This window comes from Meridianimarinicoccus zhengii, from assembly GCF_003254465.1.
In the GTDB taxonomy this organism is placed as follows: Bacteria; Pseudomonadota; Alphaproteobacteria; order Rhodobacterales; family Rhodobacteraceae; genus Meridianimarinicoccus; species Meridianimarinicoccus zhengii.
Genome location: NZ_QDFI01000021.1, coordinates 1 through 17,911, shown reverse-complemented (window position 1 = coordinate 17,911; position 17,911 = coordinate 1). Strand labels below are relative to the sequence as shown.

Here is a 17,911-nt window from a genome sequence, read left to right as displayed (position 1 = left end):
ACCGAACCAGAAACAGAAAAGGGGCCGCGAACGGCCCCTTCCCAGTGTTGTGTCCGACGCCCGGATCAGGCTGCGCGGCGACGCAGCGCGGCCAGACCGCCCAGACCGCCCAGCAGCAGCCATGCGCCTGCGGGCAGCGGGATCGGTGCGGTGATCAGGTCGGCTTCGGTCGCGACGATGCGGCCATCGACCAGCGCGTAGGTGTCGAAATCGGCGGCGCCACCTGCCGGGATCCCCACATTGGTGAAGGTCACGTCAAAGGTGAACGTGCGCTCTTCCGAGCGATCATAGTCGCCGACCGCTTCGGCACCCACGCAGGCGCCGATATCAGCACCCGTGCAGACGGTGCTGACGCTCACGCCCGGCAGACCGCCGCCCAGATCGCCGACGCTCACGGTGTTGTATTCCGCGAAGCTGCCCGAGATGCCCGAGGTGATGAGATCGACGATATCATCCGGGTCAAGCGTGGCGGCAAGCGCCGTGCCACCCAGCCCTTCGATGCTGCTCGTGAACCCGCCGCCGTAGGTCAGGCCGAACAGTTGCACGTCGTTGGCCGCCAGTGCCGCCATCACGTCCGCGTCGGACGAGATCGGCGAACCGTCCACGTTGTCGGTGCCGGAATTCTTGAACCCGGCATCACCGAATACGAAGATGAATCGGCTCGAACCCGGACGCCAGGATGCGTTTTCGGCCACGAGTTCGATCGCGGTGTTGCCGTTCTCGAGCCCGTCCCCGCCGCCATCGGGATTGCTGAGCGTGATCGCGTTGATCGCCGTATCGACGGCACCACCGGCGGAGGTATCTGTGTCAACGTCGAGATTGAGCACCGTGCCGGGCGCCGCGCCACCTACCGGGGTCACGCCCGGAAGGCGCGCCGCTTCCGCGTATGCACCAGCCGCACCAGCGGCATCGCCGAACCCGTCGAGACCGGCGAGGATACCTTCCGCCGCCAATTTGGCCGCGTTGATCTCGCCACCCATACTGCCCGACGTGTCGAACAGGAAGTGCACGTCGATCCGGGCGCTCGTCGGGTCGCCCGCGCTCACGACGACCGTCTTCTCGATCGTGACGCTTTCGCCCGGCCGCAATTCGGTCGAGAACATGTCCGGCGAGATCGAGTCGGCGAATGCCGCCCCGCTCGAAAGCGCAAGGGCAGCGATCGCCGTCCCTGCAAGAGTGAAATTGCGAACCATTGTTTCCAGTCTCCTTGGCACACGTTAATAGGGACCGGCACCGAAGCGCCGAACCACGTCGGTTAAGGTACGGAGCACCCCCCGCAGCGCGCCCCCTCACATCTTCCCTAGGGTCACGCCTTAGGGAAACATTAACCATTCATTCTGAGTCGAGCAACGGAAATGTGCGAATCTGACACGGAAGGTGGTGAAATCCTGACCACCTTGAAAAGCTGGTTGCTTTCCGTGATATAATCTTGCGTGTTGCCCGTGAGCGACGCGCGCGCCGGTCAGGGATCGCGACAACCCTTCAGGCGGAGTTAACCGGACCATGCGATTTGACGTGCTGACGACCGTTCTTCTGGCCACCGCGCTTGCCGGTCCCTTGCAGCTTTCGGCTGCCAGTTTCGACAGGTCCGCACCGCCGCCACCGCCCTCCGCCCTGCAAGAGATGCTCGAACGTCCGGGTGTCGCCGATGCGCTTGGGCCCATTGCCATCGCAGAGCTGCGTGAAGCCGTCGTTGCACTCGGACGCGGTGACTTCGCCGCCTCCGCCAGTTTCGCCGAACGCGTGACGCGCAGCGCGCCGGATGTCGGGGTCGGCTGGCACATCCTCGGGCTGGCGCGGGCCAATGCCGGTGACTACGACGCGGCGCTGAGCGCACTGGAACGGGCCAGCGGCGCATTTCGCAACAATGGCACCCCGGATGTGGTGCGCGGCGACATCCTGACCCTGCTGGATCGACCGGACGAGGCAGCAGAGGCGTATGCCGCTGCGCTGGACAAGGATGCCGAACTCTGGCCCGCGCTGATCGGCCTCGGCGATCTCGCGCTCGCGCGGGGCGACACCGACGCGGCGCTCGCGCAGTTTCGCCGCGCGCATGAGATCGCCCCGACCAGCGCCGCGGAACCCATCGAACGTGTTGCGCAGACGCTGCTGCGCACGGGCGACACCGCGGCGGCCGACCGGTTCCTGTCCGAAACGGCCGCCGGGACGGGTGATGCGAATGCGTGGCGCCGGGTGGCCCGGCTTCGGGCCGTCAACGGGGACAGAGCCGCGGCCGAAGAAGCGCTCGCCCGCGCGCGGGAACTCGCGCCGCGGGATCTAGATGTCCTGACGGAATCCGCCGAGCTTGCCCGGGCCATGGGACGCGACGCGGACGCGGCGAGCTACCTTGGCATCGCGCTGGAGCAGACCCCCGACGATCCCGGTCTCGCAGCGACGCTTGCCCGCGTGCAGATCGAAACCGGCGACCCGCAAGCGGCGCTCGCGACGCTCGACCCATGGGCAGATGCCGCGGATACGGCACCGGAGCCCGTGCTCGCGGCCCTGGCAGTGTCTAACGCGGCGGCCGGCAATCTTGACAGTGCGGCAAACTATCATGCCACGCGCACCGCGCGCTTTCCCAGTGCCGAAAGCTTCGCGGACCGCGCAGCCTTCCTGACCGCGCGGGAGAACTTCGCAGCCGCGAACGCCGTGCTGGACGACGCCGTGGCGGCCTTTCCCGACGCGCCGGCCCTGCGGCTCCAACAGGGGCGGTTGCTTGCAGCACAGCGCGACTACACCGCCGCGCTTGCAGCTTTCGACGCGGGTCTCGCGCTCGCCCCGGATGACCGGACGCTGATGCGCAATGCAAGCGCGGCATCACGGCGGCTCGGCGATCTCGACGCCGCACAGTCCTGGGCGGCGCGCGCAGTCGGCGCGCCGGATGCCGATGCCGCGGACCAGGTCTGGCTGGGCGTCGTCGCGGCCGAGAACGGCGACACGCCCACCGCGATCACGGCGTACCGGGCGGCCATCGCCACGGAGGTCGACAACGTCGTCGCCCTCAACAATCTCGCGACCCTGCTGACGGAGGACGCGCCCGCCGAAGCCGTCGGGCTTGCCACGCGTGCCGTGGATGCCGCAGGGCCCCAACCCGTTCTCATGGATACGCTTGGCTGGGCCCTGTTCCATGACGGCGATCTGACAGCTGCGCGCGCGGCTCTCGAGACGGCGCTCGAAGACCGCCCGGACGCAGCCGCGACGCACTACAGGCTGGGGCGGACCCTTGCGGCACTCGGCGATGCAGAAGCCGCGCGCGCGGCCTATGCCCGGGCGCTGGAGATCGATCCCGCGTTCGACGGCGCCGCGGATGCAAGGGCACGACTGGAGGGTCAGTAACCGGCAGCGCGACAGGACTGGGGAACGCTTCCCCGGTCTCTCGCGGCGGCATGCATGTGAAGAAAACGGCTGGCAGGGGCTGAGGGACTCGAACCCACGACCCTCGGTTTTGGAGACCGATGCTCTACCAACTGAGCTAAACCCCTAGGCCAAGCGCACAGATAGAAAGTTTCGCCCGACGCTGCAAGGGGCAATCCGTGGCCCGGCCAGGGACGTCCGCCCGCCTCGGGAAGGCGTGCAACCTTTCACGGTCGCGCGATCCGGCGCACACGGACAATCGCGGCCTGTTGCGTTTCTCGGAGCGGACCGCGCCCGTATCCTCCGCGACAGGAGGTACCCCCATGACACAACCAGACCGCACACTCCGCTGGCCCGCCCCGACCCGGCGGGACTTTCTCGCCGCCACGGGCCTGACAGCCGCCGCCGCTGCCGCACCGCGCCATGCCGCCGCCGCCCAGTCCGCCGGTTTCGCCTTCGAGATCACGCGCACGGACGATGAATGGCGCGCCATGCTGACGCAGGACGAATTTCGCATCCTTCGCCGGGGCGGCACGGAACTGCCCGGCTCTAGCGAACTCTGGACGGAGACACGCCCCGGCGACTACTGCTGCAAGGGCTGCGACTTGCTGCTCTACCGCGGCGCGTGGCGCGAACCCGTCGACAAGGGCTGGGTCTTCTTCCGCCACAGCGAGGAAAACGCCGTCCTGACTGGCATCGACGGGCCTGTCGCCGAATACGGGATGGACCCCTATACGGACCTGACCATGATCGAAGCTCATTGCCGCCGCTGCGGCAGCCATCTCGGGCATATCCTGCTCGTGGACGGAATTGTCCTGCACTGCATCAACGGAACCAGCCTGGCGTTCACACCGCTCTGACGGCGCGCAGCAACTCCGCCACGGAAAGCCCGGCCCCCGCGCCGGGTTTTTTCATGGCCGGGGGTCACTGTGGCTCACGCCCGGTCCGGATGGCGTGATTCACGATAAAGTCACGCCTTGCAACACTTGCCGCGCATGGCGCGAAGGATCACACGCACTTCACGGCTCAGGAACGGTGACGCACGCCGCCTCGCTGCCCCGTGAACCGAAACGCCGGATTCGGGCGTGCTGTCGGCAGGCCCGCCGCTTCGCCGCTGAATCGCTATCGCTGCGCGACACGCAAAGTCACGATGCGGTGCGCTGTCCGATATTATTTCAAGCGTTTTCATGATCTTACCTTCCGCCCGCCGACATGCCATCTGTGTGCCATCAGCCGGACGCACCGCGCTGACACCCCGACATCCCAAGGAGGAATGACATGAAGAACCGTATCGCTGCATTCGCCACCGTCGCCGCGCTCAGCCTGACCGCACTTGTACCCGCCGTCAGCGCCCAGAGCATGAACGAGGCCGCCTCGATGCTGGGCCAGGCCGTCGAGAACGCGCTCCGCGTCGAAGGCTTCGACACCGGCAACTTCGAGAACCTGTCGCTGAACCAGATCGCCGAGATCAAGGGTGTGCTGGAAAGCGGGATGACCGCGACCGACCGCAGCCGGATCGAGAACCTGCTCGCAGGCACCTGACCCGATCCAACCACACACGAGAAAGGGCGCCGAAGGGCGCCCTTTCCATATCTGTCCGCTCCTGGTGCAGGCCACCGGAGCCGCGGCACGACGCAGCCGGGGATTTTGGCTCCCCCCGGTGCGATCAACACTCAGTCGAGGATTTTCAACACCACGCCGGCGACGCCCAAGTGCTGAAAATTCTCAATCGAGGATTTTCGACACCACGCCGGCGCCGACGGTGCGGCCGCCTTCGCGGATGGCGAAGCGGAGCTTTTCCTCCATGGCGATCGGCGCGATCAGTTCCACCGTGAAGCTCACGTTGTCGCCCGGCATCACCATCTCCGTGCCTTCGGCCAGCGTCACCGTCCCGGTCACGTCCGTCGTGCGGAAGTAGAACTGCGGGCGGTAGTTGGCGAAGAACGGCGTGTGGCGCCCGCCCTCTTCCTTCGTCAGGATGTAGGCTTCGGCCTCGAACTTCGTGTGCGGGTTCACCGACTTCGGCTTGCACAGGACCTGCCCGCGCTCCACGCCTTCACGCTCGATCCCGCGCAGCAGGATGCCCACGTTGTCGCCCGCCTCGCCGCGGTCCAGCAGCTTGCGGAACATCTCGACGCCCGTGCAGGTCGTCTTCTTCGTGTCGCGGATGCCCACGATCTCGATCTCGTCGCCCACGTTGATCACGCCGCGCTCAACGCGCCCCGTCACCACCGTGCCGCGGCCGGAAATCGAGAACACGTCCTCGATCGGCATCAGGAACGGCTGGTCCACCGCGCGTTCGGGCGTCGGGATGTACTCGTCCACCGCCGCCATCAGCTTGCGGATCGATTCCTCGCCAATCTCAGGGTCGCGCCCTTCCATCGCCGCCAGCGCCGAGCCGGGGATCACCGGAATGTCGTCGCCGGGATACTCGTAGCTCGACAGAAGCTCGCGGATCTCCATCTCGACGAGCTCCAGAAGCTCCTCGTCATCCACCTGGTCGACCTTGTTCATGTAGACGACCATCGCCGGGATGCCGACCTGGCGGCCCAGCAGGATGTGCTCGCGCGTCTGCGGCATCGGGCCGTCCGCGGCGTTCACCACCAGGATCGCGCCGTCCATCTGCGCCGCACCCGTGATCATGTTCTTCACGTAGTCGGCGTGGCCGGGGCAGTCCACATGCGCATAGTGGCGCGCCTCGGTCTCGTACTCCACATGCGCGGTCGAGATCGTGATCCCCCGCGCCTTCTCCTCCGGCGCGCCGTCGATCTGGTCATAGGCGCGGAAATCGCCGAAATACTTCGTGATCGCAGCCGTCAGCGTCGTCTTGCCGTGGTCAACATGGCCGATCGTGCCGATGTTAACGTGCGGCTTGTTCCGTTCGAATTTTGCCTTTGCCATGGGATCAGGCGCCTTTCTCTGGGGCTGCGGTCCAGCCCGGGTCAAACAACGCGCGCTCGTTACAAAGCGCGGGCGGGAAAATCAAGCGCCGCCGGCGGGATTTTCCGCGTCAGGCTGCGATGTTGCGCGCGTCTCGGGGCGCGCCGCGGCGCCGCCGAACCAGTCCTCGTTCTCGCGCAGCCAGCGTTCGATCTCGATCGCGGCATTCTCGGCCAGTTCGGCAAGCTGTTCTTCGGCCGTCTGGTAATAGCCGGACCCGATAACGGTGTCACCGCCCGCCCGCTCGTTCACGATAAGGTTCCGGGTATCGGCGTTCAGCCGCTGCTGCGCCCCGTCATAGGCATTGACCGACAGGTAAAGTTGCGACCGCGGCGCGAACAGCACCGGCACCGCGCGGGGGGCCAGCACGTAACCCTGGACCTTGATCCCGATGGAATAGGGCGTGTCGCCCGCAAAGCGCCGGAACCGCGCATCCACGGCGTCCGTCACCGCGGTCTTCAGCTGTGCATCGGTCACGCCCCGTGACACGGCCCCCTGGATCGGCTCGTCCACGATCACCACGAGATGCTGGAGACTGAAGTCGCCCAGCCCGGAATTCTCCACCTCCGGATCGAAGGGCGAGGTGCAGGCGGCCAGCCCCATCAGGGCCAGAACAAGAAAGCGACGCATGACCGGGTTCCCGTAAATCGACCCCCGTGCCCTAGACCAGCCGCGCGGTCGGCACAACCGCGCGGCCGTCACGGGATCACAGCTTCCCGGTCAGTTCCGGGACCGCGTCGAACAGGTCGGCGACAAGACCGTAGTCGGCCACCTGGAAGATCGGCGCCTCTTCGTCCTTGTTGATCGCGACGATCACCTTGCTGTCCTTCATGCCCGCCAGGTGCTGGATCGCACCCGAGATGCCGCAAGCGATATACAGATCGGGCGCCACGACCTTGCCGGTCTGTCCGACCTGCCAGTCGTTCGGTGCGAAGCCGCTGTCCACCGCCGCGCGGGACGCGCCGATGGCGGCGCCCAGCTTGTCGGCGAGCTTCTCGATGACCTTAAAGTCCTCTTCCGACCCGACGCCGCGCCCGCCGGACACCACGATCCCCGCGCTGGTCAGTTCCGGGCGGTCGGTTTCGGCGACCTTGTCCTCGACCCACTCCGACAGGGCCGGATCGGCCGCCGCCGCGATGGTCTCGACCGGCGCCGCCGCCTGCTCACCCGCGGCGGCGAAGGGCGTGGTGCGGATCGACATGACCTTGATCGCATCGCGCGACTTCACGGTCTGGATCGCGTTGCCCGCATAGATCGGGCGTTCGAACGTGTCCGCGTCCACCACGCCGATCACGTCGGTCAGCACCATGACGTCCAGCAGCGCCGCCACGCGCGGCAGGATGTTGCGCGCGTCCGTCGTGGCCGGGGCACAGACATGGCTGTAATCCTTGGCCAGATCGACGATCAGCGCCGCCACGGGTTCCGCAAGCCGGTGCCCGTACAGCGCATCCTCCGCCACGAGCACCTTGGCCACACCGTCGATCTTCGCGGCTTCTGCCGCCGCATCCGCCGCGCGCGCACCGGCGCAGAGCAGCGTGACCTCGCCCATGGCCTGCGCCGCGGTCACAGCCTTGGCCGTCGCATCGCGCCCCAGCGCCCCGTCCGTCACTTCCGCGAGAAGAAGAACAGCCATCACACGACCCCCGCTTCCTTGAGTTTGCCCAGAAGCTCGTCCACCGAGCCCACCTTGATCCCGGCGGCGCGCTGCGGCGGCTCGCCTGTCTTCACGATCTCCAGCCGCGGGGTGACGTCCACGCCGTAATCGGCGGGGGACTTTTCATCCAGTGGCTTCTTCTTGGCCTTCATGATGTTGGGCAGCGACGCGTAGCGCGGCTCGTTCAGGCGCAGGTCGGTGGTGACGATGGCGGGGAGCTTGACCTTCACGGTCTGCAGGCCGCCGTCGACCTCGCGCGTGACGGTAGCGGCGTCGCCCTCCACCGTGATCTTGTTCGCATAGGTCGCTTGCCCCCAGCCCAGCAAGGCCGCCAGCATCTGGCCCGTGGCACCAAGGTCGTTGTCGATGGCCTGCTTGCCGCAGATCACCATGCCCGGCTCTTCGTCCTTGACGATGGCGGCGAGGATCTTGGCGACGGCGAGCGGTTCTATGTCGGTGTGCACGTCATCCGCGGCCACCACGAGGATCGCACGATCAGCGCCCATCGCAAGGCCGGTGCGCAGTGTTTCCTGCGCCTGCTTGACGCCGATGGAGACGAGAACGACCTCGGAGGCGACACCGGCTTCGCGCAGGCGGATCGCTTCTTCCACCGCGATCTCGTCGAACGGGTTCATGGACATCTTCACGTTGGCCAGATCCACGCCCGACCCATCGGCCTTGACCCGCACCTTCACGTTGTAGTCGATCACCCGCTTCACGGGAACCAGCAGCTTCATGGCGAACTCCGTATCCGTCGTCCTGAATGGCAGTACTGACCCGCTACTTAGAGATGCGCAGGACAGCTGGACAGGGCAAAAACGACGCAAGCGGTGCAAGATACGCAACGTTGCGACGCATTTGGACTGCGTTTGAGCAAACAGTCGGGCTGAACCGAGGCCGCGCCGCGTGGCGGTGCTTGCCTGCCCTACCTGTCCGGGGTGCGGCCCTTGCGGGCAACCACACGTCCACTGGACGTTCCGCCGCCTCGCTGCGCTCAGCGGTGCTTGCCCGCCCTGCGGGCCGGGGCATAAGCCCTTCCGGGCAATGGAACGTCCACTGGACGTTCCAACGCGCTCAGCGGTGCTTGCCCGGAACCCACAAGACGTCGGCGCGACCCTGGTCGTTGGCGATGCGGGAGGCGACGAAGAACCAGTCGGACAGGCGGTTGAGGTACTGCACCGCGGCCGGGTTGATCTCCTCCAGCGAGGCGAGTTCCATCACAAGCCGTTCCGCCCGCCGCGCCACGGTGCGGCACAGATGCAGGTGTGCTGCCAGCGCCGAGCCGCCCGGCAGCACGAAGGACCGCAGGGGTTCCAACGCGTCGTTCATGGAATCGATCTGCTTTTCCAAGCGCTTGACCTGCGCATCGACCATCCGCAGGGGCGTGTATTCGGCATCCTTGTCGCGTTCCATGTCCGGGCGGCACAGGTCCGCGCCGAGGTCGAACAGGTCGTTCTGGATCTCGGCCAGTTGCGTGTCCATGTCGGTCCCCGCGGCGTGGAGACGGGCGAGACCGACGGTGGCATTGACCTCGTCCACTGTCCCGTAACTATTTACGCGCAAAGAGTATTTCGCAACCCGCGCGCCGTTGCCGAGGGCCGTTTCGCCCGCGTCGCCCGTGCGCGTGTAGATCCGGTTCAGAACCACCATGTCACTGCCCACCCATCTGCCGATATGCCACGAAACCGAGGATCAGCACGACCGCCACGGCCTGCGCTGCGATCCGGTAACGCATTATTCTGTTTGCATGTTTCTTGTTGAACTCGCCCCCGCGGGCGAAGCCGCCGATGCCCACCAGAAGGATCGCCGCGACCCCGAGACAGGCGGCGGCGACGACGTAGAAAAGCGGATCCTGTAGCATGTGCTGTCCTTCCTGATCGGGCCACACCTAGCGGCGCATGACGGGAAAGCGAACCCGAAACCGGCGTATGACTCGCGTATGACTTTCATATGACTCCCATAGGACTCGCAAAGTCGCCTATGCCTTGCCACAAAGCCAGTCCATTGCCCGGGTCGGCAGCAGCCGCCGTGCTGCGGCCATCATATGGGTTGGCACCGTCACGCGATATCGCGCGCGGGGCCGCCGGTCGGTCAGCGCACACATCAGCGCGCGGGTGACCGCCTCCGGCCCCTTCTCGAACGCGGCCCCGCCGCCGCCCTTGTAAAGCTGATCCAGGAGCGACGCGCGATACTGGTCCACGCGGGCCGAGGCTTTCCAGTCGATCCAGCGTTCGAATTGCAGAATCGCGTTGCGGCGGAAATCGGTGGCGATGGGGCCGGGCTGGATCAGCACCACGCGGATGGGCGTGTCGGACAACTCCAGCCGCAGCGTGTCGGTATAGCCTTCGAGCGCATATTTCGTGGCGATATAGGCGCCGCGCCAGCGGGCGGGGACGAAGCCCAACACCGAGGAACACATCACGATCCGCCCGCCGCCCTGTCGCATCAGGGGGATCGCCGCGCGGGTCAGGTGGTGCCAGCCGATCAGGTTCGCTTCGAAGATCGCGCGCAGGGCGTCGGTCGGCATGTCCTCCAGCGGCGCCGGAATGGCATAGGCCCCGTTGTTGAAGAGCGCATCGAGCCGCCCCCCCGTGGCCGCGGCGACTGCGGCCAGGGCCGCGTCGATGCTGGCCGTGTCTTCGTAATCGAGGTGCAGCGCGGTCAGGCCTTCGTCGCGCAGCGCCGCAAGATCCGCGTCGGTCCGTGCGGTGGCGAAGACCCGCCAGCCCAGCGCGTGCAGGTGCAGCGCCGCGTCGCGCCCGATGCCGCTGGAGCAGCCGGTGACGAGAATGCTGCGGGCGGTCACGTCAGGGCAGGACTTCGAGGAACTGTGAAGCGATATAGGCACGCGCGCCGGTGGCAGGCAATTCGACCGTGGCCCAGCCGTCGCTGTCGGGGTCGAGCACGCGCAGGGTCTGCCCCAGTGTGACCTGCCCTACCACATCGTTGGCTGTCGAAGGGCCGGCGCGCAGGTTGACCGCGTTGCCGGTGACACGGCCAAGCTGCGCGGCGGGCGGCGGGTTCGTGTCGGTCGGCTGCGGCGGGGTCGTCACGGTGACGGGCGGGGCGGATGTGGTCTGGCCGCCCGCCACGAGACCGCGCAGCAGGTCGTCCGCCGCCTCGGACACGCTGTTCACGACGGGGTCTTCCGGCGTATTCGCCCGCGCATTGGCCGCGGCGCGGGCGGCGCGGGCGCGGGCGGCGTCGGACAGCGACAGCGCGTCGGCCGTATCCCCGCCCGGATCGCCAAAGCCCAGCCCCGGCAGCGTCACCGGCCCCGTATCGTCCGGGGGCGGTGTGACGGTGACATCCGGCAGATCGGCGGGCGAGTCGGCGGGCGGGGCGGCAGCGGCGGTGGCATCCGGCGCGTCCTGCGTCCCGGCGCTGTCGGCCGGCCCCGGTGGGGCGGGTTCCAGCGGTGCCGCCTCCGGCAGGGGACCCGGCGCTGCATCCTCGGCGGGCGCGGGGGTCTCTGCGGGAGGGAGCGGCGCAGGATCCGCGGCGGCCATGCGGTCGGGCCGCGGGGGCGCATCGGGCGCGAGATACATCACGCCGAAAATCGCCAGCAGAAGAAGGATCGTCAGTCGAAAGGCCATGGGCCGCCCCGCAGTGTCGCGCCTGTCCGCAGCAAACCCGATTCCCGGCGCCAAGACCAGAGCGCCATCCGTCGCCCCATGCGCCGCCCTGCCCCGGCCGCAGCGCCGGGGCCTCCCGGTGGCCTGCCCGCCACACGATGACGGGTGCGCGCGGATGGCAGGAGGCCCCGGCGCGGGGGCCGGGGCGGCGGCCCGCCCGACCGGCGAGGATCGCGACGGATCTTGCCGCCCCCCGAGCACGCCGATACTGTCGCGCCATGGATGAACCCGACCTGCCCGACGACGGGCCCGACGACCTTTCCGGCGGCCTGCCAGACAGCGTGACCGAACCCCTGCGCCGGGCGATCGGCAGCCGGTACCTAACCTATGCGCTGTCCACGATCATGCACCGCGCCCTGCCCGACGCGCGCGACGGGCTGAAGCCGGTGCACCGGCGGATCCTCTATGCGATGCGGGAATTGCGGCTGTCGTCCACGGGCGGGTTCCGCAAGTCGGCCAAGATCTCGGGCGACGTGATGGGGAATTATCACCCGCATGGGGACGCGGCGATCTATGACGCCATGGCGCGGCTCGCGCAGGATTTCGCCATGCGCTATCCGCTGGTGGACGGTCAGGGCAATTTCGGCAACATCGACGGCGACAACCCCGCCGCCGCGCGATATACCGAGGCGCGCATGACCGCCGCCGCCGAGGCGCTGCTGGAGGGTCTGACCGAGGATGCGGTCGATTTCCGCGACAATTACGACGGCACGCTGACGGAACCGGTGGTGCTGCCCGCGGCCTTCCCGAACCTGCTGGCCAATGGCGCGAGCGGAATCGCGGTGGGGATGGCGACGAACATCCCGCCCCATAACCTCGACGAGCTGGTGGGGGCATGCCTCGCGCTGATCGCGGACCCGGAGGCGGGGGACGCCGCACTTCTGGCCCATGTGCAGGGGCCCGATTTCCCTACGGGCGGCGTGATCGTGGAGTCGCGCGAAAGCATGGCCGAAAGCTATCGCACCGGGCGCGGGTCGTTCCGGCTGCGCGCGCGCTGGGAGATCGAGGAGGTCGGCCGCGGGCAGTGGCAGATCGTCGTGACCGAGATCCCCTACCAGGTGCAGAAATCGCGGCTGATCGAGAAGCTGGCCGAGATCATCCAGTTGAAGAAGGTGCCGATCCTCGCCGACGTGCGGGACGAGAGCGCGGACGACGTGCGCATCGTGCTGGAGCCGCGGTCGCGCAACGTGGATGCCGATGTGCTGATGGCGACGCTGTTCCGGCTGTCGGACCTGGAGGTGCGGTTTTCGCTGAACATGAACGTGCTGATCGACGGGCGCACGCCGAAGGTGTGTTCCCTGCGGGAGGTGCTGCGGGCGTTCCTCGACCACCGGCGGGAGGTGCTGTTGCGCCGGTCGCGGCACAGGCTGGGCAAGATCGACGCGCGGCTGGAGGTGCTGGAGGGCTATATCGTCGCGTTCCTGAACCTCGACCGGGTGATCGCGATCATCCGCACCGAGGATCACCCCAAGCCCGTGCTGATGGACGAATTCACCCTGTCCGAGGTGCAGGCCGAGGCGATCCTGAACATGCGGCTGCGCAGTTTGCGCAAGCTGGAAGAGATGGAGCTGAAGCGGGAGCGCGACGATCTGCTGATCGAGCGCGCGGCGCTGGAGGACCTGCTGGGCGACGACGCGCTGCAATGGGCGCGGATCGCGGAGCAGCTGGCGGAGGTGCGGGCGGCCTTCGGCGCGGAGGCCCCCGGCGGGGCGCGGCGCACGGGCTTCGCCGAGGCGGTGGAGGCCGCGGACGTGCCGCTGGAGGCGATGATCGACCGCGAACCGGTAACGGTGGTCTGTTCCGAGATGGGTTGGATCCGGGCGATGAAGGGGCATATCGGCCCGGACCAGCCGCTGAAATACCGCGACGGGGACCGCGGGCGCTTCGTCCTGCATGCCGAGACGACCGACAAGATCGTGGTGTTCGGGTCGAACGGGCGGTTCTACACCGTGCAGGCGGCAGCGCTGCCCGGCGGGCGCGGCATGGGGGAGCCGCTGCGGCTTATGGTGGACCTGCCCAACGACGCGGCGATCGTGGCGCTGATGGTGCACCGCCCCGGGCGGCGGCTGCTGGTGGCGTCGGATGCGGGCGACGGGTTCGTGGTGCCCGAGGACGAGGTGATCGCCCAGACTCGCGCTGGCCGCCAAGTGCTGAACGTGCGCGCGCCGGGCCGGGCGCTGTTGTGCCGCGCGGTGGAAGGAGACCATGTCGCCTGCGTGGGCGAGAACCGCAAGATGCTGGTCTTCCCGCTGGACGAGCTGCCCGAGATGGGCCGGGGCAAGGGCGTGCGGTTGCAGAAGTTCAAGGATGGCGGGCTGTCGGACGCGGTGGTGTTTCGAATCGCCGACGGGTTGAACTGGCCCTATGCCGAGGGCAAGACACGCACGGTTCGCCCGCCCGAGATCGAGGAATGGCTGGGCAAACGCGCCAGCGCGGGCCGCATGGCCCCGCGCGGCTTCCCGCGGGACAACCGCTTCGGGTGACGCGCGCCGTCCGGACGTGCCGCCCCGGTCCTTATCCGGCGACCTGCGCGGCACGGCTGTGCGCAACTGGCGGCTATTCCGCACCGGTCATGGCACCGCTTGTTGACTGCGTGCGGCGGCGTTATGTCCGGCGCGACCCGCGACAAGGAGCCCGCCCATGGCCATCCCCCCGTTCTCCCGCACCATCAAGATCGCGCCATCGATCCTGTCCGCAGATTTCGCCGATTTCGGGCGCGAGATCCGTGCCATCGAGGACCAGGGCGCGGACTGGGTGCATGTTGACGTGATGGACGGGCATTTCGTGCCGAACCTGACCTTCGGCCCGCCCGCGGTGAAGGCGTTCCGCCGCCACGTGAAAACGGTGATGGACGTGCACCTGATGATCGCGCCGGTGGACCCCTATATCGACGCCTTCGCCGATGCGGGGGCCGATATCCTGACTGCCCATGTGGAGGCCGGGCCGCATATCCACCGCACGTTGCAGGCGATCCGCGGCGCGGGGATGAAGGCGGGCGTGGCGATCAATCCCGGCACGCCCATCGCGGCGGCGGAACCGCTGCTCGATCTGGTGGACCTCGTGTGCGTGATGGGGGTCAATCCCGGCTTCGGCGGGCAGAGCTTCATCGAGGGGCAGATCGCGACGATCCGGACCCTGCGCGCGATGATCGGCGACCGGCCCATCCATATCGAACTGGATGGCGGGGTGAACCTGACCACCGCGGCGCGCATCGCCGCCGCCGGGGCGGATGTGCTGGTGGCGGGATCGGCGGTGTTCACGGGCGGCAGCGCCGACGATCCGGCGGCCTATGGCACAAATATCGCTGCGCTCCGACGGGCCGCGGCCGGGGCCTGAGCGCCACACCACCCGGCATCCCGCGCAGCGGCATGGGGCCACGCCTTGCGGTCCGAAAAGGACGCGGGGCGGGGGCGCGCCGCATCCGCCGCCCCGCGCCCCGGTGCACCGGCGAAAGCCGGTGCCTCCCGGCATCCGGTCAGGCGCGCGAATAGAAGCCTTCGTAGATCGGACCCAGCGTTTCGTGCCCGAAGAGCGACGACACCGACGTGCCGTTCCAGATGTTCAGGATCGCCTGCGCGAAGATGGGCGCGACCGGCACGATGCGGATATTCGCCGCCGTCCGCACCGCCGCCGGGGGTTCGATCGTGTCGGTGATCACGAGGCTTTTCATCCGGGAGTTCGTTACCCGTTCCACCGCCGGGCCGGACATGACGCCATGGGTGATGTAGGAGTGCACCTCCTCCGCCCCGGCATCGAGCAGCACGTCCGTCGCCTTGCACAGGGTTCCGGCGGTATCCACGAGGTCGTCCACGATCAGGCAGGTCTTGCCGGTCACGTCGCCGATCACGGTCATCTCGGCCACTTCGCCGGCCTTTTCGCGCCGCTTGTCCACGATGGCGAGCGGGCAGCCGATCCGCTGCGCCAGTTCGCGCGCCCGCGCCACGCCGCCCACGTCCGGCGACACCACCATCAGGTCGTCGAGCCGTCCGGCGAACTGGTGTTCGATATCGAGCGCGAAGACCGGCGACGCATAGAGGTTGTCCACGGGGATGTCGAAGAAGCCCTGGATCTGCGCTGCGTGCAGGTCCATGGTCAGAACCCGTTCGATCCCGCCATGGGTGATCATGTTCGCCACCAGCTTGGCCGAAATCGGCGTGCGGGCCTTGGTGCGCCGATCCTGCCGTGCATAGCCGAAATAGGGGATCACGGCGGTGATGCGGCCCGCGCTGCTGCGCCGCAGCGCATCGGCCATGATGAGAAGCTCCATCAGGTTGTCGTTGGCGGGGTTCGACGTGGGCTGGATGATGAACATGTCCTCGCCGCGGACGTTCTCGAACACCTCGACGAAGATCTCGGCGTCGTTGAACCGTTCGATCCGGGCGTCGACAAGCCCCACCGACATGCCGCGATGCATGGACATGCGCCGCGCGATGGCGTTGGCGAGCGGGCGATTGGCGTTGCCGGAGATCAGCTTGGGTTCCGCGGATTGGGGCATGGCGGGGGGGTCCTCGGGGTGTTGTGCGCTACTGTGACGGGGGCATGACACGGGTCGTGCCGCGCCCTTAGCACCCGGCGCGGCAAAAACAAACCGCAAGCGTCACCGGGGTGCCGCGGTGCGGCGCTTCTGCGGCGACAGGCCCCTGCCGGGGACGGGTGACATGGGCGCCGTTCCCGCCTATACGGCGCGCGGACACCCCAACCGAACGGACCGACATGACGATCAAGGTTTTCGGCCACATGGCCCCCGACACCGATTCCACCGGCAGCCCGATCATCTGGGCGTGGTACCTGTCGCAGATCAAGGGCACCCCTGCCGCGCCCGTGCTGCTGGGCGAGCCGAACACCGAAGCCGCCTTCGTGCTGGACCGCTGGAAACTGGACAAGCCCGCGATCGTCGATGGCGTAGAGCCCGGCGCGCCGGTGGTGATCGTGGACACCAACAACCCCGCTGAATTGCCCGCGGGCATCAACGACGCCGACATCCTGGAGATCATCGACCACCACAAATTGGTCGGCGGGCTGGAAACGAAGGGCCCGATCAACATCACCGTGCGCCCCGTGGCCTGCACGGCGACGATCCTGCACGACCTGATGGGCGCGGATGCGGCAAAGATGCCCGAAGCGATCAAGGGCGCGATGCTGTCCTGCATCCTGTCGGACACGCTGGAATTCCGCTCGCCCACCACCACGGCAGCGGACCGCACGCTGGCCGAAACGCTGGCCACCGATCTGGGCGTGGACCTGAGCGCCTATGCAAGCGAGATGTTCGCCGCGAAGTCCGACGTGAGCGCGTTTTCGGATGCCGAGCTGATCCGCATGGACAGCAAGAAGTTCGACGTGGGCGGCAAGACCTTCCGCGTGTCGGTTCTGGAAACCACCGCGCCGGAGATCCCGCTGGGGCGCAAGGCCAGCTTGATGGAGACCATGAAGACGGTGTGTACCGAGGACGGCGCGGACGAGGTGCTGCTGTTCGTGGTGGACATCCTGCGCGAAGAGGCGACGCTGCTGGTCCCGAACGACGTGGTGAAAACCGTGGCCGAGAAGAGCTTCGGTGCGACGGTCGCGGGCGACCACGTGGTGCTGCCGGGCATCATGAGCCGCAAGAAGCAGATCATCCCGGCGCTGACGCTGTAAGGCAGCGACCGCTTGGTGACAGGGCCCCCGCTTGCCGGGGGCCTTTTTCGTGGAGCTGCCTGATTTCGCCGCAGCATCGCCGCGCCGCGTGCCGATGCGCATGGTTTTCCGTGACAGCGCCGCGTCGCTTGCGTAAGCGGGCGTGGCCAACTGCGAAGGACCGCGCGCCCATGACCTCCCCCGACCCCGCCTTCGACGCGCAGATCCTTGCCCGGCTGATCGACTGGCACGACGCGCCCGCCAATGCGCCGCGGCGGCTGGACCTGACATGGCAGGATGCGGTGGCGTTCTTCGGCCTGCCGTCGGATACGCCCGAGGTGGCGGAGGCGTCCTGGGACCGGCTTTATGCGGCGCTGGAGCCGATGGTGGCGGATGGCCGGGTGCTGGGCGATCTTTACGTCAACCGCGTGCGTGACCTGCGGCCCGGTTACCTGGGTCTGCGCGCGCGCGACGGCGACACGGCCGCACGGCTGGAGGCAGACCGCGCGGCACTGGACGCGGAGCGCGCGGCGTTGGAGGCCGACCGGGCGGCGCTGGACGCAGAGCGCGCGCGGCTCGACCGGATGGAGACGCAACTGGCCGCCCGGACCGAAACCGCGGCCCGCGATGCCGAAGTGCTGGCCGTGCGCGCGGAGAAGCTGGGCGAAGCCGAGGCGCGCGCCGCCAAGACCGCGGCCGCGTTGGACGACCGGGC

17 protein-coding genes and 1 tRNA gene are annotated in these 17,911 nt (G+C 67.9%); 7 read left to right on the top strand and 11 right to left on the bottom strand.

The features are described from left to right. Positions 1 to 65: 65 nt before the first annotated feature. Positions 66 to 1,193, bottom strand: coding sequence for a vWA domain-containing protein (locus DDE13_RS23400; RefSeq protein WP_235868648.1), 1,128 nt, complete (start codon positions 1,191 to 1,193; stop codon positions 66 to 68). 310 nt (positions 1,194 to 1,503) lie between these two features. On the opposite strand from DDE13_RS23400, the gene DDE13_RS08875 reads away from it, so the two are divergent. Then, entirely contained in the window at positions 1,504 to 3,336 is a 1,833-nt protein-coding gene (locus DDE13_RS08875; RefSeq protein ID WP_111403560.1) for a tetratricopeptide repeat protein, read from the top strand. Between the two features lie 70 nt (positions 3,337 to 3,406). Here the strand turns inward: DDE13_RS08875 and DDE13_RS08870 are convergent. After that, a tRNA-Trp gene (locus DDE13_RS08870) sits at positions 3,407 to 3,482 on the bottom strand. Positions 3,483 to 3,677: 195 nt separating this feature from the next. Here DDE13_RS08870 and DDE13_RS08865 point away from each other — a divergent pair. Then, positions 3,678 to 4,214, top strand: coding sequence for a peptide-methionine (R)-S-oxide reductase (locus tag DDE13_RS08865; protein ID WP_111403558.1), 537 nt, complete (start codon positions 3,678 to 3,680; stop codon positions 4,212 to 4,214). Positions 4,215 to 4,632: 418 nt separating this feature from the next. Further along, on the top strand, positions 4,633 to 4,896 hold the full coding sequence (locus DDE13_RS08860; RefSeq protein ID WP_111403556.1) for a hypothetical protein: 264 nt from the start codon (positions 4,633 to 4,635) through the stop codon (positions 4,894 to 4,896). Positions 4,897 to 5,079: 183 nt separating this feature from the next. Here the strand turns inward: DDE13_RS08860 and tuf are convergent, their stop codons facing one another. The 8 genes from tuf to DDE13_RS08820 all read right to left on the bottom strand — a co-directional run bounded on the left by tuf (position 5,080) and on the right by DDE13_RS08820 (position 11,544). After that, on the bottom strand, positions 5,080 to 6,255 hold the full coding sequence (gene tuf / locus DDE13_RS08855; protein ID WP_111403554.1) for an elongation factor Tu: 1,176 nt from the start codon (positions 6,253 to 6,255) through the stop codon (positions 5,080 to 5,082). Between the two features lie 81 nt (positions 6,256 to 6,336). Beyond that, positions 6,337 to 6,924 (bottom strand): hypothetical protein, encoded by a 588-nt coding sequence (locus DDE13_RS08850; RefSeq protein ID WP_111403552.1) that lies wholly within the window; start codon positions 6,922 to 6,924, stop codon positions 6,337 to 6,339. 76 nt (positions 6,925 to 7,000) lie between these two features. Beyond that, positions 7,001 to 7,927: an electron transfer flavoprotein subunit alpha/FixB family protein gene (locus DDE13_RS08845; protein WP_111403551.1), complete on the bottom strand. Its 927-nt coding sequence runs from the start codon at positions 7,925 to 7,927 to the stop codon at positions 7,001 to 7,003. Further along, complete coding sequence (locus tag DDE13_RS08840; RefSeq protein ID WP_111403549.1) at positions 7,927 to 8,685, bottom strand: electron transfer flavoprotein subunit beta/FixA family protein; 759 nt, start codon at positions 8,683 to 8,685, stop codon at positions 7,927 to 7,929. The genes DDE13_RS08845 and DDE13_RS08840 overlap by 1 nt, the downstream gene beginning before the upstream one ends. Before the next feature lie 337 nt (positions 8,686 to 9,022). Further along, the gene (locus DDE13_RS08835) at positions 9,023 to 9,598 is read right to left on the bottom strand and encodes a cob(I)yrinic acid a,c-diamide adenosyltransferase (RefSeq protein ID WP_111403547.1); all 576 of its coding nucleotides are present in this window, start codon (positions 9,596 to 9,598) and stop codon (positions 9,023 to 9,025) included. Between the two features lies 1 nt (position 9,599). Then, a complete protein-coding gene (locus tag DDE13_RS08830; RefSeq protein ID WP_111403545.1) occupies positions 9,600 to 9,809 on the bottom strand; it encodes a twin transmembrane helix small protein in 210 nt (69 codons plus the stop codon). Positions 9,810 to 9,926: 117 nt separating this feature from the next. Then, entirely contained in the window at positions 9,927 to 10,754 is an 828-nt protein-coding gene (locus DDE13_RS08825; protein WP_111403543.1) for an SDR family NAD(P)-dependent oxidoreductase, read from the bottom strand. A 1-nt stretch (position 10,755) separates the two neighbouring features. Next, a complete protein-coding gene (locus tag DDE13_RS08820) occupies positions 10,756 to 11,544 on the bottom strand; it encodes an SH3 domain-containing protein (RefSeq protein ID WP_111403541.1) in 789 nt (262 codons plus the stop codon). 257 nt (positions 11,545 to 11,801) lie between these two features. On the opposite strand from DDE13_RS08820, the gene parC reads away from it, so the two are divergent. Together parC and rpe are read left to right on the top strand one after the other, a co-directional pair. After that, positions 11,802 to 14,066 (top strand): DNA topoisomerase IV subunit A, encoded by a 2,265-nt coding sequence (parC, locus tag DDE13_RS08815; protein WP_111403539.1) that lies wholly within the window; start codon positions 11,802 to 11,804, stop codon positions 14,064 to 14,066. Between the two features lie 157 nt (positions 14,067 to 14,223). Further along, positions 14,224 to 14,919 carry a ribulose-phosphate 3-epimerase gene (gene rpe / locus DDE13_RS08810; RefSeq protein ID WP_111403537.1) on the top strand — a complete coding sequence of 232 codons (696 nt, stop codon included), beginning with the start codon at positions 14,224 to 14,226 and terminating at the stop codon, positions 14,917 to 14,919. 139 nt (positions 14,920 to 15,058) lie between these two features. Here the strand turns inward: rpe and DDE13_RS08805 are convergent, their stop codons facing one another. Beyond that, positions 15,059 to 16,078: a ribose-phosphate pyrophosphokinase gene (locus DDE13_RS08805; protein WP_111403535.1), complete on the bottom strand. Its 1,020-nt coding sequence runs from the start codon at positions 16,076 to 16,078 to the stop codon at positions 15,059 to 15,061. 218 nt (positions 16,079 to 16,296) lie between these two features. Between DDE13_RS08805 and DDE13_RS08800 the strand changes: the two genes are divergently transcribed. After that, positions 16,297 to 17,217 (top strand): manganese-dependent inorganic pyrophosphatase, encoded by a 921-nt coding sequence (locus DDE13_RS08800; RefSeq protein WP_111403533.1) that lies wholly within the window; start codon positions 16,297 to 16,299, stop codon positions 17,215 to 17,217. Positions 17,218 to 17,387: 170 nt separating this feature from the next. After that, positions 17,388 to 17,911: hypothetical protein (locus DDE13_RS08795; protein ID WP_222626060.1), on the top strand; the 524-nt coding region annotated here is incomplete at its 3' end.

What these genes read in the sequence shown, in the direction of transcription:
- DDE13_RS23400 (WP_235868648.1), bottom strand. Translation starts at nt 1,193, where the DNA reads ATGGTTCGCAATTTCACTCTTGCAGGGACGGCGATCGCTGCCCTTGCG.
- DDE13_RS08875 (WP_111403560.1), top strand. Translation starts at nt 1,504, where the DNA reads ATGCGATTTGACGTGCTGACGACCGTTCTTCTGGCCACCGCGCTTGCC.
- DDE13_RS08865 (WP_111403558.1), top strand. Translation starts at nt 3,678, where the DNA reads ATGACACAACCAGACCGCACACTCCGCTGGCCCGCCCCGACCCGGCGG.
- DDE13_RS08860 (WP_111403556.1), top strand. Translation starts at nt 4,633, where the DNA reads ATGAAGAACCGTATCGCTGCATTCGCCACCGTCGCCGCGCTCAGCCTG.
- tuf (WP_111403554.1), bottom strand. Translation starts at nt 6,255, where the DNA reads ATGGCAAAGGCAAAATTCGAACGGAACAAGCCGCACGTTAACATCGGC.
- DDE13_RS08850 (WP_111403552.1), bottom strand. Translation starts at nt 6,924, where the DNA reads ATGCGTCGCTTTCTTGTTCTGGCCCTGATGGGGCTGGCCGCCTGCACC.
- DDE13_RS08845 (WP_111403551.1), bottom strand. Translation starts at nt 7,927, where the DNA reads ATGGCTGTTCTTCTTCTCGCGGAAGTGACGGACGGGGCGCTGGGGCGC.
- DDE13_RS08840 (WP_111403549.1), bottom strand. Translation starts at nt 8,685, where the DNA reads ATGAAGCTGCTGGTTCCCGTGAAGCGGGTGATCGACTACAACGTGAAG.
- DDE13_RS08835 (WP_111403547.1), bottom strand. Translation starts at nt 9,598, where the DNA reads ATGGTGGTTCTGAACCGGATCTACACGCGCACGGGCGACGCGGGCGAA.
- DDE13_RS08830 (WP_111403545.1), bottom strand. Translation starts at nt 9,809, where the DNA reads ATGCTACAGGATCCGCTTTTCTACGTCGTCGCCGCCGCCTGTCTCGGG.
- DDE13_RS08820 (WP_111403541.1), bottom strand. Translation starts at nt 11,544, where the DNA reads ATGGCCTTTCGACTGACGATCCTTCTTCTGCTGGCGATTTTCGGCGTG.
- parC (WP_111403539.1), top strand. Translation starts at nt 11,802, where the DNA reads ATGGATGAACCCGACCTGCCCGACGACGGGCCCGACGACCTTTCCGGC.
- rpe (WP_111403537.1), top strand. Translation starts at nt 14,224, where the DNA reads ATGGCCATCCCCCCGTTCTCCCGCACCATCAAGATCGCGCCATCGATC.
- DDE13_RS08805 (WP_111403535.1), bottom strand. Translation starts at nt 16,078, where the DNA reads ATGCCCCAATCCGCGGAACCCAAGCTGATCTCCGGCAACGCCAATCGC.
- DDE13_RS08800 (WP_111403533.1), top strand. Translation starts at nt 16,297, where the DNA reads ATGACGATCAAGGTTTTCGGCCACATGGCCCCCGACACCGATTCCACC.